A 16,434-nucleotide genomic window follows, 5' to 3' on the forward strand; every position below is an offset into this window, starting at 1 on the left:
CGGATCATCGCTGTGTCATATTCAGCAACTGCCGGAAACCGGACGCGAAGGGATAGTACGCTCGGTCGTTTGCACGCTGCGACATCGTTCGAATACCGTGCGTAGCGACAAACAGGCGTACGAGAACCCATTCACCGCGAGGGGTGAATGGGCTTCAGTACAACGCCGTTTCAGGGGCGCGGGGCTGTGTCGATGTGCGGCTCCGCCGCGCGGGCGCGAACAACCACCGACAACGGTCACCCGCGCATCAGACGATCACCCCACCGACGAATAGGCAACGACACCCCGCAGCAACAGATCCACAGCCTTACGCGCGTTCTTCACCACGGAAGACCCCTGCGGAGCGGCCGCCGCGATCTGCCCCAGCACGTCGATGACCTGCTTGCACCACCGCACGAAGTCCCCCGCCGGCATCTCCGCCTCGCGCAGCACCTCGTCGAGCCCCTTCCCGGAGGCCCACTCGTACGCGGCCCAGGCGAAGCCGAGATCGGGCTCGCGTTGCCCGACCCCCTCGGTCTGGGTGATCCGGAACTCCTCCTCCAGCGCGTCCAGCCGCCCCCAGATCCGCACCATCTCGCCCAGCGCGGCCTTGGCCTTGCCGGACGGCACCTTCGGCGCCATGGCGTCGTCGGCGACACGTGACTCGTACACCAACGCCGAGACACATGCGGCCAGTTCGGCGGGGCCGAGGCCCTCCCAGACCCCCTCGCGCAGACACTCGCTGGCGAGCAGGTCCAGCTCGCCGTACAGCCGCGCGAGACGCTTGCCGTGCTCGGTGACCTCGTCGGCGCGCAGATAGTCCAGCTCGGTCAGCAGCGCCACGATGCGGTCGAACGTCCTGGCGATCGTGTTCGTACGGCCCTCGATCCGCCGCTCCAGCTGCGAGGTGTCGCGCAGCAGCCGGTGGTACCGCTCGGCCCAACGGGCGTGGTCCTCACGGTCGTTGCAGCCGTGGCAGGGGTGCGCGCGCAGCGCGGTCCGCAGCCGGGAGATCTCACGGTCGTCGGCCGCCTGGGAGCGCCGCTTGCGGTGCCGCTCGGCCGGGATGTGCCCGGCCTTGGTGCGCAGCGCCGACGCGAGGTCCCGACGGGACTGCGGGGACCGGGGGTTGAAGGACTTCGGGATCCGCATCCGCTCCAGCGGCTCGACCGGCACCGGGAAGTCCATCGACGCCAGCCGCTTCACCTGCCGCTCGGCGGTCAGCACCAGCGGGCGCGGCCCGTCGTGGTGGTCGAAGCCGCGGTGACCGTTCGAACGGCCCGCCGGCAGGCCCGGGTCCAGCACCAGCGCCAGGCCCGCGTACTTGCCGGTGGGGACGTGGATGACGTCACCGGGCTTCAGCTTCTCCAGCGCGACGGCGGCCTCCGCGCGCCGCTGCGCCACGCCCTGCCGGGCGATCTCGTTCTCCCGGTCCTTCAGTTCGCGGCGCAGCCGCGCGTACTCCTCGAAGTCGCCGAGGTGACAGGTCATGGAGGCCTTGTAGCCCTCGAGGCCCTCCTCGTTGCGCTGCACCTGCCGGGAGATGCCGACCACCGACTTGTCCGCCTGGAACTGCGCGAACGACGTCTCCAGCAGCTCGCGCGAGCGGTGCCGCCCGAACTGCTCGACCAGGTTGACCGCCATGTTGTACGACGGCTTGAAGCTGGAGCGCAGCGGATACGTACGCGTGCCGGCCAGGCCCGCCAGGTGCTCGGGGCTCATACCGCGCTGCCAGAGCACCACGGCGTGGCCCTCGACGTCGATGCCACGCCGCCCGGCCCGGCCCGTCAGCTGGGTGAACTCGCCCGCGGTGATGTCCGCGTGCTGCTCGCCGTTCCACTTGACGAGCTTCTCCAGCACCACCGAACGGGCGGGCATGTTGATGCCGAGGGCCAGGGTCTCGGTCGCGAACACGGCCTTGACCAGGCCGCGTACGAACAGCTCCTCGACGACCTCCTTGAAGGTCGGCAGCATGCCCGCGTGGTGGGCCGCGATGCCGCGCTCCAGGCCCTCCAGCCACTCGTAGTAGCCGAGGACGTGCAGGTCCTCCGTCGGGATGGACGCCGTGCGCTCCTCGACCAGGGCGCGGACCCGCTCGCGGGCCTCGTCGTCGTTGAGCCTGAGGCCCGCGTGCAGGCACTGCTGGACGGCTGCCTCGCAGGCGGCACGGCTGAAGATGAAGGTGATGGCGGGCAACAGCCCCTCGGCGTCGAGCCGCTCGATGACCTCGGGCCGGCTCGGCGTCCAGATCCGGGACCGCTGACGGCGCTCGCGCTCACGGTCGGCCTCGCGCATGGACCGGCCGCGCCGGCGGTCCTGGTACGACGGCCGGCTCGCCTCCATGCGCGCCATGCGCGTGAGGTCGGGGTTGACGGCCTTCCGGTGGCCCTCGCCCTCCTCGAACAGGTCGTACATCCGCCGCCCGGCCAGCACGTGCTGGAACAGCGGGACGGGCCGGTGCTCGGAGACGATCACCTCGGTGTCGCCGCGGACCGTGTCCAGCCAGTCGCCGAACTCCTCGGCGTTGGACACGGTCGCCGAGAGCGAGACCAGCGTCACCGACTCGGGAAGGTGAATGATCACTTCTTCCCACACGGCTCCGCGGAACCGGTCGGAGAGGTAGTGCACCTCGTCCATGACCACGTAGCCGAGGCCGAGGAGGGTCTGGGAACCGGCGTACAGCATGTTCCTCAGCACCTCGGTGGTCATCACCACCACCGGCGCTTCGGAGTTGACGCTGTTGTCGCCGGTCAGCAGGCCCACCTTGTCCGTGCCGTAGCGGCGGCACAGGTCGGCGTACTTCTGGTTCGACAGGGCCTTGATGGGTGTCGTGTAGAAGCACTTCTTGCCCTGCTGGAGGGCGAGGTGGACGGCGAACTCGCCGACGATCGTCTTGCCGGAGCCGGTGGGCGCGGCGACGAGCACGCCCTTGCCCGCCTCGAGCGCCTGGCAGGACTCGATCTGGAAGGGGTCGAGGCCGAAGTCGTACATCTCGCGGAAGGAGGCGAGCGCGGTGGCCTGCTCGGCAGCGCGCTTGCGGGCTGCCGCGTACCGCTCGGCCGGGGAGAGGTCCTCTGTCATCGTGCTTTCGAGCGTACCGGGCCGCACTGACAACAGGACGATCATTATCCGGATCCGTTGCTGCGAAACCCCGGATCCGCGCAGCTCAGGGGCCGACGACCCGCACGCCCGCGCGCACGCAGCGCGCGCTCAGCGGCAGCGGGCCGAGCGGCTCCCCGTCGGCGTAGCCGGTGACGTGATCGGCGGAGATCTCGACCCGTGCCGCCCGCAGCACGGTCACCTTCGGATGCTCGATGTGCGTACCCCGGTACACCCGCGGGAACACCCGCAGCAGCGTCCTGCGGCTGCAGTCGCCGACCACCGTCACGTCGAACAGCCCGTCGGTCAGGTCGGCACCGGGGCAGATCCGCATGCCGCCGCCGTACGAGGAACCGTTGCCGACGGCCACGAGGGTCGCCTCGACCTCACGGACCTCGCCGTCGTCGAGCCGGATCCGGTACGGCACGGGCCGGAACTCGGCGAGTTCGGCGATCATCGCCAGGTCGTACTTCAGACGGCCGGTGGGCCATCGCATGCGGTTGCCGCGGTCGTTGACGCGGGAGTCGAAGCCGGAGGCGAGGACCGTGCCGAACCAGCGGTCGCCGACCTGCCCGAGGTCGATGTCGCGGATCCGGCCGCACTTGAGGGCGTCGGCGATCATGCGGCCCGCGGCGGCGGGCTGCCGGACCGGCAGGCCGAGGGCACGGGCGAAGTCGTTGCCGGTGCCGACCGCGACCAGGCCGAGCGGCGTGCGGGTGCCCGCGACCGCCCTGAGCGCGAGCCCGGCCATGCCGTCGCCGCCGACGGCGATCAACGCGCCCGTGCCGGACTCGACGGCCGCACGCGCGCGGACGAGGGCGTCCGCGGCGTCCTCTCCGAGGACGGTCCGGACCGAGAAGCCGGCCGCCCGCAACGCGGAAGCGGCCGGCTGCGCCGCGCGGGCGCCCCGGCCGCGGCCCGCGGTGGGGTTGACGAAGAGGGTGATCTCGCTGGTCACGGCATCGACCCTACGAGGTGCCCGCCGATCTTCAGGTCACGTCGTCATAACCGTTGACCCGGTCCGTGCGCTCCGAGCTCGCCTGCTCGGGCAGCGCCGCGCGGCTGGTCGTCACGGGCTCGATCTCGCCGATGTCCTCGAGGGTGAGGTCCAGCTCGGAGGCCTCGTCGTCGGCGGGGCCGAGGGCCTCGCGACGGGCCTTGCGGCGGTCGTTGACCAGGGAGAAGGCTACGGCCGCGAAGTACAGGATCCAGATGGGCGCCGCGAGCGCCAGCATGGTCAGCGGGTCGGTGCTGGGCGTGGCGATGGCCGCGAAGACCGTGATGCCCATGATCATGCCGCGCCACCAGCCGAGCATCCGCTTGCCGGTGAGTATGCCGGTGAGGTTGAGCATGACCAGCAGCAGGGGCAGCTCGAAGGAGAGGCCGAAGACCAGCACCATCCGCATGACCAGGTCGAGCAGGTCGTCCAGCGGCAGGAGGTTGGACGTGCCGCCGGGGGTGAACTCGAGGAGCACCTTCGCCGTGGTGGGAAGGACCGAGTACGCGAAGTAGGCGCCGACGATGAACAGCGGGGCGCCCGTGCCGACGAAGGCGTAGGCGTACTTCTTCTCGTGGCGGTGCAGACCCGGCGCGACGAAGGCCCACAGCTGGTAGAGCCAGATCGGCGAGGCGAAGACGACGCCGGCCATCAGGGACACCTTCAGCGCGAGCGTGAAGGGGGTGAGCAGGCCGTTGATGGTGATCTGCGCACAGGGCTTCGCGCCGGGCTGCGACCTGGCCAGTTCCGCGAAGGTCTTGTCACAGCCGACCGAGTCGAGGATCGGCTTGGTGATCAAGTTGATGATGTCGTTGTAGAAGAAGGCGGCGACGACCGTGACGAGGACGATCGCCAGCATCGCCTTGGCGAGCCGGTTGCGGAGCTCGCGAAGGTGCTCCGCGAGGGGCATGCGCCCCTCGGGATCCCTCTCCTGCTTGCGGGCAGACTTCAGCAACCCACGTTCCCATCTCGTGCGGCGGGCCGGAGGTCACCGGCCCTGCGTCAGCGCTTGGTCGTGTCCGTGGGCTCGTTGACCGGGCGCGAGCTGGTCACATCACCGGGCGCTGCCTGGATGGTGCGCTGCGAGGGCTCGTCGTTGTTGGGCGGGCCGGCCGGGGTCGTGGACGACTTGCTCTCGTCCTTCATCGCCTTGGCCTCGCTCTTGAGGATGCGGGCCGACTTGCCGAGCGACCGAGCCATGTCCGGAAGCTTCTTCGCGCCGAACAGCAGGATGATGACGACGAGGATGAGAATGATCTCGGGGGCTCCGAGCCTTCCGAACATAAGTCTTTACCTTCTCACCGAGGCGGCTGTGGTGGGGGTGCTGTCCGACCGGTCGGACACTTGTCCGAACGGTCGTGTTGGCAGCGATCGTAACGCTCGGGGGTAAACGTGAGGCAATCCCTCTGCATCCCTTGCGCGCACTCCCGTCCGCGACCAGTGCCTCGTTAACCGGGCCGCGACCAGCAGAGTACCTGTACGAACGGCCGACGTGACAGGGCGAAGTGTCCCGAAACGCAACTCACAGCCGTCGGCCGGACACCTCACAGAGCGTCGACGGAACGGGCCGCGCTCTGCGCCGACCGCTCCAGGTCCTCGGCGGCCCGGTTGATACGGCGCGCCGAGTCCGTGACCTGCCTGCCCAGGCGCTGTGCCTCCACGAAGACCCGCACGGCGAGCACCCCGAGCACCACGAGACCAACAAAACCCACCGCAACCGCGAACATCGGCCAGAACATGACGCCGAGCCTAGACCTTTCCGTACGGCCGGAACCCCCGGCCCACTAGACGGTGGAGTGCAGCCGCAGGGTCCGCACCCCGCCACCGGTGAGCAGCTCCACGATCCGCTCCCCCGCGGGCTTGCGGACGGACGCGCCGCACTCCGGGCAGGTGAAGGAGTAGAAGGTCGTGCGGCTCGTGGCGCCGATGGCCAGGCGCAGCGCGCCCGCCGCGAGCTCGCAGTGCTCCCGGCAGTCGGGGCAGCCCGCCCGGAACACGACCGGCGTCACGCTTCTCATCCCCGCGAACGCGGACTCCACCGTCATGCCCCCGGCACCACCGGGCGTCACCGACTCGCTCAAGCCCTCGCTCCTCTTCCTGGCGTCGTACGCCTCCGGGGTGCACGACCGGTGTCGCGGTCCGGCCGTGGACCCCGGAGGGCGTCCGTGACTCACTCCGGTCCGTCGCCCGGCCCGTCCGGAACCGTCCGCACCGCGTGCGGTCCGCGCTCGTCCTTCGCGACGCCGGCTGTCCGCGCCGCCTCGATCCCGTCGTACGCCGCCAGCGCCTCCCGGGCCGCCTGCCGGGCGCTGCCGGCGAGCTCCGGCGGCGAGACGATCCGGCCGTCCCGCCCGAGCCGCAGTGCCAGGCGCCGGAGCGACGCGGGTTCGGGTGTCCGCAGAGTGATACGCAGCCCACCGTCCGGGAGCTCATCCGCACTGTCGTGCGGGTAGTACTCCGCGACCCAGCGGCCGCCGGGCCCGACCTCGATCACGACCTCCGGGTCCTCGGCCGCCGGCTGCACCAGCGCCTCCGAGAGGTCGCGCAGCTCGATCTCGGGCGGCGCGGACGGCTCGTCGAGGATCTTGATCTCGGCGACCCGGTCGAGCCGGAAGGTGCGGCGCGCCTCGGAGCGGCGGCACCAGGCCTCGACATAGGTGTGCCCGACGCTGACCAGGCGGATGGGATCGATCTCCCGCTCGGTCACCTCGTCGCGCGCGGGCGAGTAGTAGCGGATCCACAGCCGGCGGCGCTCGGCGATCGCACGGTCGACGTCCGCGAAGACGCCGCCCTCGGACTCGAAGGTCACCGACAGGCGCGAGCTGGCGCCCGCCGCCTCGCCGGCCGCGGTCTCCACCTTGGCCGTCGCCCGCAGCAGCGCCTGCCGGTCGCTCTCGCGCAGTCCGGGCAGTGTGGACACCGCCCGGGCGGCGACGAGCAGGGCGGTGGCCTCGTCGGCGGCGAGTCTGAGCGGCTCGGCGGCCTCCGCCGCGAGCGCCGCCGGGTTGTGCCACCAGATGCGCTCGCCGTCGGTGTCGATGTCGAGCAGGTCGCCGCCGCGGAAGCTGGTGCCGCACATGGGCAGCACGTCCAGGTCGGAGACCAGCTCGTCCTCGCTGATGCCGAAGGCACGCGCGACGTCCTCGACCCGGGCTCCGGGGCGCTCCTTCAGATACGTCACCAGCGAGAGCATCCGCCGGGTCTGGTCGATGGCGTTGACGGGCCTGACCGGTTTGCCTGCCACTGTCTTTCCGCTCCCCCTCAGCCCTTGGCCACGGCCCGCAGCCGGTCCACCACGTCGGCACGCAGCTCGGCGGGCTCCAGGACGACCACGTCCGGCCCGAACTCCACCAGCCAGGCGTCCAGCCCGTGACCGTACGGAATCTCCAACTCGTCCCAGCCGTCGCCGAGTTCCCGGACGGAGGTGGCCTTCGCCCGAAGGGGGTACCCCGCCCCCGCGCGCAGCCGGATCCGCGCCGAACGGTCGGCGACCTCCCCGGCCCAGCTCGCGACGGTCTCCCGGACGGTGACGACGTCCGGCACCTCGGCGGTGTAACGGCCCGCGCGCGAGCGGACCTTGCCGGTGATCCGGGACAGCCGGAAGACCCGCTCGGCGCCCCGGTCGCGGTCCCAGCCCGCCAGGTACCAGTGGCCCCGCCAGCACTCCAGCGCCCACGGCTCCACGTGCCGCTGCTCGGGGCGGGCGGCGGTGGCCTTGCGGTAGTCGAAGGCGACGGGCCTGCGGTCCCGGCAGGCCAGCATCAGCGGCTCGAACGCGGCCTCGTGCACCGGGATGCGCGGCTCCAGGGCGCCGTGCGACCCGTAGGGGTCGACGTCCTCGGGGAGCCCGGCCGCGCGCAGCTTCTGCAGGGCGCCGCTGGCCGCTCCGGCGAGCCGGGCCTGCTGCCACACCTTGGCGGCCAGCCCGAGGGCGGCGGCCTCCTCGGCGTCCAGGGTGATGGGCGGGAGGCGGTTGCTGTCACGGCGGGCCATGTAGCCGATCTCGCCCTCGAGGCTCTCGACGGTCTCGATGACCAGCCCCAGTTCGCGCAGGTCGTCCTTGTCGCGCTCGAACATGCGGTTGAACGAATCATCGGAGCCGGTCGTGCCGTTGCCCGGCCCGAAGGCCTCGACGTAGGCCTCGATGGAGTCACGCAGCTCACGCTTGCTGAGCGGGCGCCGCGTCCCGAGCAGACACAGCGCCAGATTCATCAGCCGCTCTGCCTTGGCAATGGCCATCGACGCGCTTCGCCTCCCTATGGTGCTTACGAGCGATGACCGTACCGCCACACGGTGGCACGGCAAAAGCCGAGGGCCCATGCCCGAGCAGGCATGGGCCCCACGTGATCGAGTCTGTCCGGAGCTTGCTCAGACTCCGAGCAGGTCGACCACGAAGATCAGCGTCTCACCGGGCTTGATCAGAGGAGACGGGCTCTGATTGCCGTAGGCGAGGTGCGCGGGGATGGTCAGCTGGCGGCGGCCGCCGACCTTCATGCCCTGCACGCCCTGGTCCCAGCCCTTGATGACCCGGCCGCCGCCCAGCGGGAAGCGGAACGGGGTGCCGCGGTTCCAGCTGGCGTCGAACTCCTCGCCCGTGCTGAAGGAGACACCCACGTAGTGCACGGTGACGGTCTGGCCGGCCTGCGCGACCGGGCCGTCGCCCTCCCAGATGTCCTTGATCTCGAGGTCCGCCGGGGGCTCGCCGCCCGGGAAGTCGATCTCGGGCTTGTCGATGCTCACTTCATCTCTCCTTGTTACGTGACCTGCGTCGGGGACAGTCTCACAGACCGGCCGGGTCAGACCGTGCCGAGGATGTCCACCGTGAAGACCAGTGTGTTCTTGGCCAGCTCGCTCTGAGGGCTCGCGCCGTAGCCCAGCGAGGGCGGGATCACCAGCAGCACCCGGTCGCCCACGTGCTTGCCGACGAGGCCCTTGTCCCAGCCTGCCACCACGGAGCCGTTGCCGATCTGGAAGGCGGTGGCCCCGCCGTGGTCCCAGGAGGAGTCGAACTTCTTGCCGTCCTCCCACTTGACCCCGGTGTACTGGGCGATGAGGCCCTGGCCGGCCTCGACCTTCTTGCCGTCGCCCTTGATCAGCACCTGTTCCTTGAGGTCCTTGGGAGCCTTCTCGCCCTTGGGAACGGTGATGACCGCGGCCTTCTGCGACGGCGACTTCACCTCGGGCATGCCCGGCTCCGAGGGCGCCTGCTCCCCCTTGGCCTCGGCCTTGACGTCGACGCTCGCGGCACCGACCGGGTCGACCACCCAGATCAGCACGTCCTTCGCGGAGATACCGGAGGACGTGTTCAGGCTCTGTCCGATCAGATCACCCGCGGTGCCCTGCACCAGGACACGGCTGCCGGGCTTCTTGCCCTTCACCGCGTCGAGGACCTTCTCGGGAAGCTGCTGGCTCGGCTTGCCGATCTGCTCGATGGACTGCCGCCGGGGCGCCTTGTCACCCGTCGATCCCGCGGCCCAGGTGCCGCCGAGCTCCTGGTCACCGCCCCACTTCTCGACGGTCCAGTCCAGGCGGACGAAGTCCGAGCCCTTGATCGGGGTTCCGGTGCCCGCCGAGAGCGTCTTGACCACGGTCTTGTCGGACGGCTTGCCGTCCTTGGGCACGGAGATCTCGGGCTTCGCGCCGACTTTCCCCTTGACCTCGGCGACGCCTCCCGCCGCATCGCCGTTGTTCCCGTCGTCCGATCCGCACGCGGCGGTGAACAACAGGGCGGGAACGGCCAGCAGCGCGGCCACGAGTCGTTTCGTGTTGTAGTTCATCAGTCCAACTGGGATCGGAGGTGGGGGGCCAATGTCCGCCACTCTACGGCGTAGCCGCTCCACACTCCCCACACCGCGCGACACGATGCCGCCCCGGCCGCTCCCGCACGGGCCGAGCAGGCGGAAAAACGCCGGTGCCCGAAGGCAGGAAAACCTTCGGGCACCGGCTTCCCGGACGGGCCGTATCCGGCTCACATTCCGGCGATCAGCTTTTCCACCCGGTCGTCCACGGAACGGAACGGGTCCTTGCACAGCACGGTTCGCTGGGCCTGGTCGTTGAGCTTCAGGTGGACCCAGTCGACCGTGAAGTCCCGGCGCTGTTCCTGGGCCCGCCTGATGAAGTCCCCGCGCAGCCGGGCGCGCGTGGTCTGCGGCGGGACGGACTTGCCCTCGAAGATCTTCAGGTCGTTGCAGATACGGGCCGCCTGGCCCTTCTTCTCGAGCAGGTAGTACAGGCCACGACGGCGGTGGATGTCGTGGTAGGCGAGGTCTATCTGCGCGACCCTCGGGTGCGACATGGTCATGTTGTGCTTGGCGCGGTACCGCTCGATGAGCTTGTACTTCATGACCCAGTCGATCTCGGTGCCGATGCGGTCGAGGTCCTCGGCCTCGATCGCGTCCAGGGTGCGGCCCCACAGCTCCAGGACCTGCTCGACGGTGCCGGTGCGGATGCCCCGGCGCTCGCAGAAGTCCAGGGCCTTCTCGTAGTACTCGCGCTGCACCTCCAGGGCGGAGGCCTCGCGCCCGCTGGCCAGGCGCACCTTGCGGCGGCCGGTGATGTCGTGGCTGACCTCGCGGATCGCCCGGATCGGGTTCTCCAGGGTGAGGTCCCGCATCACCGTGCCCGCCTCGATCATGCGCAGCACCAGATCGGTGGCACCGACCTTGAGCAGCATGGTCGTCTCGGACATGTTGGAGTCGCCCACGATGACGTGCAGGCGACGGTAGCGCTCGGCGTCCGCGTGCGGCTCGTCACGCGTGTTGATGATGGGCCGGGAACGGGTCGTCGCCGAGGAGACGCCCTCCCAGATGTGCTCGGCGCGCTGGCTGACGCAGTACACGGCGCCGCGCGGTGTCTGCAGCACCTTGCCCGCACCGCACAGCAGCTGGCGGGTGACCAGGAACGGAATGAGAATGTCCGCGAGTCGGGAGAACTCCCCGTGCCGCGCCACCAGATAGTTCTCGTGGCAGCCGTAGGAGTTGCCCGCCGAGTCGGTGTTGTTCTTGAAGAGGTAGACGTCGCCCGCGATTCCCTCCTCGTGCAGGCGTCGTTCGGCGTCCACCAGGAGTCCTTCGAGAATGCGCTCGCCCGCTTTGTCGTGGGTGACCAGTTCGGTCACGTTGTCGCATTCCGGTGTCGCGTATTCCGGATGCGATCCCACGTCGAGATAGAGGCGGGCGCCGTTTCGCAGAAAGACGTTGCTGCTTCGGCCCCATGACACGACACGGCGGAAGAGGTACCGCGCCACCTCGTCAGGAGACAGGCGGCGCTGTCCCCTGAACGTGCACGTGACGCCGTACTCGTTCTCCAGCCCGAAAATGCGGCGGTCCATGAGGGAACATTACGCCCGATCCCCTGAACTGAAACGGGGTTCGACGGCACGGTTCGGATCATTTTCCGAACCGGTCGCAACAACCGCTCCCCGGCCGGGAGCTGCGACTACCCGTCCTGTGGCGGTCAAAACCAGCAGGGACACGCCGCCCGCGGCGGCCGGCACGGCGAAGCCCCACAGGGCACCGCCCGCCTCGACGACGGGTCCCGCGACACCCGTTCCGGCCGAGTGGCCCACGGTGAACGTCGTCACCAGCCAGGAGAACGCCTCGGTGACGGTGCCGCGCGGGGCGTGCCGGTCGACGAGGACGAACGCACAGGCGATGGCGGGCGCGAGGAAGACGCCGGCGAGCGCCGTCAGCGCGACCATGGGAACCGCGTCCGGCATCAGCATCAGCGGCAGGTAACACACCACCAGAAGCGCCACCAGCACCCGCAGTCGCCGCGCGGGCTCACCGGCCCACTGCCGGGCGCCGTACACGGTGCCGCCGACCAGCGCGCCGAAGCCCAGGGCCGCCATCAGCCAGCCGTACACGGCGTCCCCGCCGTGCTCGTCCGCGTAGGGCACGGAGGCGACGGTGATGGATCCGAGGGCCATGCCGATGAACAGGAAGGCCGCCAGCAGCGCGAGCAGCCCGGGCGAGCGCAGCGCGCCGAGCCAGTGCGCCTCGCGCGGCGCGGACCGCCAGGCGCGCGAGGGCTCCGAGACCACCACGGACAGCGCCCCGAGCACGCCGACGGCGTTGATCACGAGCAACGCGGCCTGGGTGGACCACAGGGACACGCACAGCGTCACGAGCAGCGGCCCGACGGTGAACATCACCTCCTGAGCCACGGCGTCCATGGCGTACGCCGTGTGCACCTGGTCCTCCCTGCGCAGCACGGAGGACCACAGCGCCCGCAGCCCGCCCTCCAGAGGCGGTGTGAAGAGCCCTGCGCCGGCCACGGCGGCGTACGCGAGCGGCAGCGACCCGATACCGGAGAAGGCGAAGAGGGCCATCGAGAGCCCGGACAGGACAGCGGCCGGCAGCTGCACACGCGGCTGCCCCCGCAGGTCCACGATCCGGCCCAGCACGGGCTGCCCGACGGCGTTGGCGACGCCGTAGACGGCCGCCAGCGCCCCCGCCAGGCTGTACGTACCGCCCTCCGCCCGGACGAACAGCAGGATCGCGATGGCGGCCGTGGCGTTGGGCAGCCTGCCCACCAGCGTGCCGACGAGCAGCCGGGCGGCGTGTCGCGCCCGAAGGATCTCCAGGTATCCCGTGGCCATGTCCCGCCCCTAGGTTTTACGTATAACGTCGGAGTCCATACGTACCATGGCCGCTGTTCGCGGGTCCAGACGAAGGAGCAGGCCGACGGTGGTACGAGGCAGCACACGCCCCACGAGCCGGGACGTCGCCCAGGCCGCCGGCGTCTCCCAGGCGGCCGTGTCCCTGGTCCTCGGCGACAAGTGGCGCGGCCGGGTCTCCCAGACCACGGCGGAGCGCGTCCGGGAGGCCGCCCGCGACCTGGGCTACCGCCCGAACCTGGCCGCCCGCAATCTGCGCCTGGGCCACACCCGCACGGTCCTCCTGGTCGTCCCGGCCCTCACCACGGAGTTCTTCGCCGGCGTCTACACGGGCGCCGCCCGCGTCGCCGCCCAGCACGGCTTCGGCGTGGTCCTCTACCCCTCGCCCGAGGGCATCGGCCCCGCCCGCGACCCCTTCGCCTCAGCGCAGGCCGCGCTGGACGGCGTGATCGCCTCGTCCATGGCCGCGGACGCGCTGACCGCGATCCGTGGCGAGGCGCTGCCGCTGGTGATGCTGGACAGCGACCCGCGGGGCAGCCTCGGGGCGGCGACGGTGAACCTGGACATCGCCGACGGCGTACGGCAGGCCGCGGAGCACCTGCTGGCCCTGGGCCACCGCCACTTCCTCCACCTGGCGGCGGACGTCCCCTCCTGGACCTTCGAGGTACGCGCCCGGGAGCTGGCGGCGCGGCTGTCGGCGGTACCGGGCACGTCGACGCGCACGGCTCGCTCGCCGATCTCCATCGAGGGAGCGGTGTCGGCCGCCCAGGCCGCCCTCTCCGCCCCCGGCGATCGCCCCACCGCCGTGATCTGCGACGACGACCAGCTCGCGGCCGGCACGTACAAGGCGGCCCGCCGCTTGGGGCTGCGCATCCCCGACGACCTGTCGGTCACAGGCATCGACGACCTGGCCCTCGCCACGGCCATGGACCCGGAGCTGACGACGGTCCGCCTGGACGCGGAGCTGTTCGGGGAGCGGGGCATGCGGGCCCTGCTGGCCGTTCTGGAGGACCGTGCGCCCGAGGCCGGGGACATCCCGGTGCAGCTGGCCGTACGGGGCTCTACGGCACCCCCTCGCTAGCCGTGCCGGGCGTTGGGGCTGGGGCCGGGTGGGACCGCAGCCCGGCGTAGCGGGGTGCCTCCCCCAAGCTCTCGGCTTCGCTCGAGCAGGGGGGACCCCCACGCCCACCCGTGCCGCCCTTAGCGGCACGATTGCCCGCAGCTAGGCGAGCCCGCGACGAGCCCGCACCCGCCGTCGGACGCAAGGGGCCGTGTCGGGGGGTGTCCGCCCGCAGCGGTTGTCGCGTCAACGAAGAGTCAGTCGGTGTGCAAGCCCATCGCGACGTTCCGAGAACGGACACCCCCCGGCGCGGCCCCGACCCACACCCGGCGCAGGGCGAACCGGCCACGCACCCGCACACGGCGACGCGCCCCGGCCGTGAATGCCCGGCCCGGGGCGCGCCACACCACGTCAGAACTACTCGGCGTCCTCCGGCGAGTCCTCCTCGCCCCCGGCGGCATCCGCACCGCCGTCGGCATCCGCACCGAGCAGCCGCGACAACTGCCGCCCGCTGATCCGCCTGAACTTGCGCTTCTGGGGGCGTGTGCGGTCCAGCACCGCGACCTCCAGCCGCTCCGCGGGGATCTCCCGCTCGCTGCCGTTGGTGTCGCGGGACAGCGCCTGGACCGCCAGCTTCAGCGCTTCCGCGAGGGTCATGCCCTCCCGGTGGCGCTGGTCCAGATAGCTGCTGATCTGCTCGGCGTTGCCACCCACCGCGACCGAGCCGTGCTCGTCCACGATGGAGCCGTCGTGCGGCAGCCGGTAGATCTGGTCGCCCTCGGGGGTCTCCCCGACCTCGGCGACGACCAGCTCCACCTCGTAGGGCTTCTCCGCGGCGCTGGAGAAGATCGTGCCCAGCGTCTGCGCGTAGACGTTCGCCAGGCCCCGGGCCGTCACGTCGTCCCGGTCGTAGGTGTAGCCGCGCAGGTCGGCGTAGCGCACGCCGCCGATCCGCAGGTTCTCGTACTCGTTGTACTTGCCGGCGGCCGCGAAGCCGATCCGGTCGTAGATCTCGCTGAACTTGTGCAGCGCACGGGACGGGTTCTCGCCGACGAACACGATGCCGTCGGCGAACTGCAGCACGACCAGGCTGCGACCACGGGCGATGCCCTTGCGGGCGTACTCCGCCCGGTCGGCCATGGCCTGCTGGGGTGAGACATAGAACGGCGTCGACACCGGTTATCCGTCCCTCTCTTGAAGATTCCGTCGGTTCACTGGACCACCTTCACGAAGACGATCGCCGCTACAGCAGCGAGGCCCGCGGCCCGTCCGGCTGCTCCAGCCGCCGCTCCAGGACCGAGCGCGCGATCTCGGACGCCTCGTTCTCGGTGAGCCGGCGGAAACCGTCGTCGGTGATCACGGTGACGATGGGATAGATCCGGCGGGCGACATCGGGACCGCCGGTCGCCGAGTCGTCGTCTGCCGCGTCGTAGAGCGCCTGGACCACGAGCGTCGTGGCCTCGGCCTCGCTGAGGTCGTCCCGGAAGAGCTTCTTCATCGCGCCGCGCGCGAAGATCGACCCGGAACCGGTGGCCGCGTAGTTGTGCTCCTCCGAGCGGCCGCCGGTGACGTCGTAGGAGAAGATGCGGCCCCTGCCGCGGTCCACGTCGTACCCGGCGAACAGCGGCACCACGGCCAGGCCCTGCATGGCCATGCCGAGGTTGGAGCGGATCATCGTCGACAGCCGGTTCGCCTTGCCCTCCAGGGACAGCTGCGCACCCTCGACCTTCTCGAAGTGCTCCAGCTCCAGCTGGAACAGCTTCACCATCTCCACGGCCAGGCCCGCCGTGCCGGCGATGCCCACCGCCGAGTACTCGTCGGCCGGGAAGACCTTCTCGATGTCGCGCTGCGCGATGACGTTGCCCATGGTGGCCCGCCGGTCACCGGCGAGGACCACACCGCCGGGGAATGTCACGGCGACGATCGTCGTGCCGTGCGGTGCCTCGATCACGCCCTGGGTGGGAGGCAGTTGCCGGTTGCCGGGCAGGATCTCCGGCTGGTGTTCGGACAGGAAGTCCATGAAGGAGGAAGACCCTGGCGTCAGGAAGGCAGCTGGTAGACGCCCGGTGCTACGAGTGTTGGCTTCCACGCGATTCCTTCCACGTAAGCAGCAGCCCGCCTTATGGCATCGGGCCGATCTTTGAACTGCCCCAGCGCGGCATTGCAGCTGAAGCACAGTACGCCTCGGACCCTACCCGTCTTGTGGCAGTGATCCACATGCTCGGGCACAGCCGACAGACATATACAACACACGCCTCCCTGGGAGGCGATCAGACCGTCGCGTTCGGCTTCCGTGATGCCGTACTGACGCCTCAGGTGCCCCTGTCGGCCCTGCACCGCCCGGCAGGCCTTGCAGCGGGTTGAAAACCCGTCGGATGCGGTCGCGTTGCGGTGCCATTCACTGTGCGGCTTGATCTCGCCACACGTCCGGCAGAGCTTGTGTCCGTCCGGAACTTCCACCCGCTCCCGGACCGGCTTTCCCATGGCCTCGCGGCGACGCCGGTAGTGCGCGGCGCTGTACTTCGCCACGCACTCCCGGCAGTGCACCTGGAGGCCGTCACGCCGATTCCTGTCACGAGCGAATGCAGCAAGGGGCAGATCTCGCCGACACTTCCTGCATTCCTTCGCGTTCGGCTCGCTGACCGCTCCCACCCCCCGCCACCTTCAAATCAAAGGCTAGAG

General features: G+C 70.4%; 16 protein-coding genes. 1 reads left to right on the plus strand and 15 read right to left on the minus strand.

Annotation, left to right across the window (positions count from 1 at the left end; genetic code table 11):
• Positions 1–255: 255 nt before the first annotated feature.
• The 12 genes from ABTX60_RS19165 to ABTX60_RS19220 form a co-directional block, all read right to left on the minus strand.
• Positions 256–3,105, minus strand: coding sequence for a DEAD/DEAH box helicase (locus ABTX60_RS19165; RefSeq protein WP_352098200.1), 2,850 nt, complete (start codon positions 3,103–3,105; stop codon positions 256–258).
• Between the two features lie 40 nt (positions 3,106–3,145).
• Positions 3,146–4,036: a diacylglycerol kinase gene (locus ABTX60_RS19170; RefSeq protein WP_352098201.1), complete on the minus strand. Its 891-nt coding sequence runs from the start codon at positions 4,034–4,036 to the stop codon at positions 3,146–3,148.
• 31 nt (positions 4,037–4,067) lie between these two features.
• Entirely contained in the window at positions 4,068–5,030 is a 963-nt protein-coding gene (tatC, locus tag ABTX60_RS19175; protein WP_352098202.1) for a twin-arginine translocase subunit TatC, read from the minus strand.
• 47 nt (positions 5,031–5,077) lie between these two features.
• The gene (tatA, locus tag ABTX60_RS19180; protein WP_352098203.1) at positions 5,078–5,359 is read right to left on the minus strand and encodes a Sec-independent protein translocase subunit TatA; all 282 of its coding nucleotides are present in this window, start codon (positions 5,357–5,359) and stop codon (positions 5,078–5,080) included.
• A gap of 260 nt (positions 5,360–5,619) precedes the next feature.
• Positions 5,620–5,814, minus strand: a complete 195-nt coding sequence (locus tag ABTX60_RS19185; RefSeq protein ID WP_352098204.1) for a hypothetical protein — start codon at positions 5,812–5,814, stop codon at positions 5,620–5,622.
• A 45-nt stretch (positions 5,815–5,859) separates the two neighbouring features.
• Positions 5,860–6,156, minus strand: coding sequence for a hypothetical protein (locus ABTX60_RS19190; protein WP_352098205.1), 297 nt, complete (start codon positions 6,154–6,156; stop codon positions 5,860–5,862).
• A gap of 89 nt (positions 6,157–6,245) precedes the next feature.
• Positions 6,246–7,319, minus strand: a complete 1,074-nt coding sequence (locus ABTX60_RS19195; RefSeq protein WP_352098206.1) for a helix-turn-helix transcriptional regulator — start codon at positions 7,317–7,319, stop codon at positions 6,246–6,248.
• A gap of 17 nt (positions 7,320–7,336) precedes the next feature.
• Positions 7,337–8,314, minus strand: coding sequence for a helix-turn-helix transcriptional regulator (locus ABTX60_RS19200; protein WP_352098207.1), 978 nt, complete (start codon positions 8,312–8,314; stop codon positions 7,337–7,339).
• 129 nt (positions 8,315–8,443) lie between these two features.
• Positions 8,444–8,815: an FKBP-type peptidyl-prolyl cis-trans isomerase gene (locus ABTX60_RS19205; RefSeq protein ID WP_010045336.1), complete on the minus strand. Its 372-nt coding sequence runs from the start codon at positions 8,813–8,815 to the stop codon at positions 8,444–8,446.
• A 56-nt stretch (positions 8,816–8,871) separates the two neighbouring features.
• A complete protein-coding gene (locus ABTX60_RS19210) occupies positions 8,872–9,852 on the minus strand; it encodes an FKBP-type peptidyl-prolyl cis-trans isomerase (protein WP_352098208.1) in 981 nt (326 codons plus the stop codon).
• A gap of 191 nt (positions 9,853–10,043) precedes the next feature.
• Positions 10,044–11,405, minus strand: a complete 1,362-nt coding sequence (pafA, locus tag ABTX60_RS19215) for a Pup--protein ligase (protein ID WP_031106199.1) — start codon at positions 11,403–11,405, stop codon at positions 10,044–10,046.
• A 9-nt stretch (positions 11,406–11,414) separates the two neighbouring features.
• The gene (locus ABTX60_RS19220) at positions 11,415–12,674 is read right to left on the minus strand and encodes an MFS transporter (protein ID WP_352098209.1); all 1,260 of its coding nucleotides are present in this window, start codon (positions 12,672–12,674) and stop codon (positions 11,415–11,417) included.
• Between the two features lie 88 nt (positions 12,675–12,762).
• Here ABTX60_RS19220 and ABTX60_RS19225 point away from each other — a divergent pair, with 88 nt between their 5' ends.
• Positions 12,763–13,773, plus strand: coding sequence for a LacI family DNA-binding transcriptional regulator (locus ABTX60_RS19225; protein WP_352098210.1), 1,011 nt, complete (start codon positions 12,763–12,765; stop codon positions 13,771–13,773).
• Positions 13,774–14,169: 396 nt separating this feature from the next.
• Here ABTX60_RS19225 and prcA read toward each other — a convergent pair whose 3' ends face one another.
• From prcA to ABTX60_RS19240, 3 genes are all read right to left on the minus strand, one after another.
• Positions 14,170–14,928 carry a proteasome subunit alpha gene (prcA, locus tag ABTX60_RS19230; protein ID WP_352098211.1) on the minus strand — a complete coding sequence of 253 codons (759 nt, stop codon included), beginning with the start codon at positions 14,926–14,928 and terminating at the stop codon, positions 14,170–14,172.
• A 67-nt stretch (positions 14,929–14,995) separates the two neighbouring features.
• Positions 14,996–15,841 carry a proteasome subunit beta gene (prcB, locus tag ABTX60_RS19235; RefSeq protein ID WP_352098212.1) on the minus strand — a complete coding sequence of 282 codons (846 nt, stop codon included), beginning with the start codon at positions 15,839–15,841 and terminating at the stop codon, positions 14,996–14,998.
• Positions 15,793–16,281 (minus strand): endonuclease VII domain-containing protein, encoded by a 489-nt coding sequence (locus ABTX60_RS19240; RefSeq protein WP_502992352.1) that lies wholly within the window; start codon positions 16,279–16,281, stop codon positions 15,793–15,795. The genes prcB and ABTX60_RS19240 overlap by 49 nt, the downstream gene beginning before the upstream one ends.
• Positions 16,282–16,434: the final 153 nt, after the last annotated feature.

The organism is Streptomyces sp. NPDC126510 (assembly GCF_040302345.1).
Classification (GTDB): domain Bacteria; phylum Actinomycetota; class Actinomycetes; order Streptomycetales; family Streptomycetaceae; genus Streptomyces.

What these genes read in the sequence shown, in the direction of transcription:
- ABTX60_RS19165 (WP_352098200.1), bottom strand. Translation starts at nt 3,105, where the DNA reads ATGATCGTCCTGTTGTCAGTGCGGCCCGGTACGCTCGAAAGCACGATG.
- tatA (WP_352098203.1), bottom strand. Translation starts at nt 5,359, where the DNA reads ATGTTCGGAAGGCTCGGAGCCCCCGAGATCATTCTCATCCTCGTCGTC.
- ABTX60_RS19185 (WP_352098204.1), bottom strand. Translation starts at nt 5,814, where the DNA reads ATGTTCTGGCCGATGTTCGCGGTTGCGGTGGGTTTTGTTGGTCTCGTG.
- ABTX60_RS19200 (WP_352098207.1), bottom strand. Translation starts at nt 8,314, where the DNA reads ATGGCCATTGCCAAGGCAGAGCGGCTGATGAATCTGGCGCTGTGTCTG.
- ABTX60_RS19210 (WP_352098208.1), bottom strand. Translation starts at nt 9,852, where the DNA reads ATGAACTACAACACGAAACGACTCGTGGCCGCGCTGCTGGCCGTTCCC.
- pafA (WP_031106199.1), bottom strand. Translation starts at nt 11,405, where the DNA reads ATGGACCGCCGCATTTTCGGGCTGGAGAACGAGTACGGCGTCACGTGC.
- ABTX60_RS19220 (WP_352098209.1), bottom strand. Translation starts at nt 12,674, where the DNA reads ATGGCCACGGGATACCTGGAGATCCTTCGGGCGCGACACGCCGCCCGG.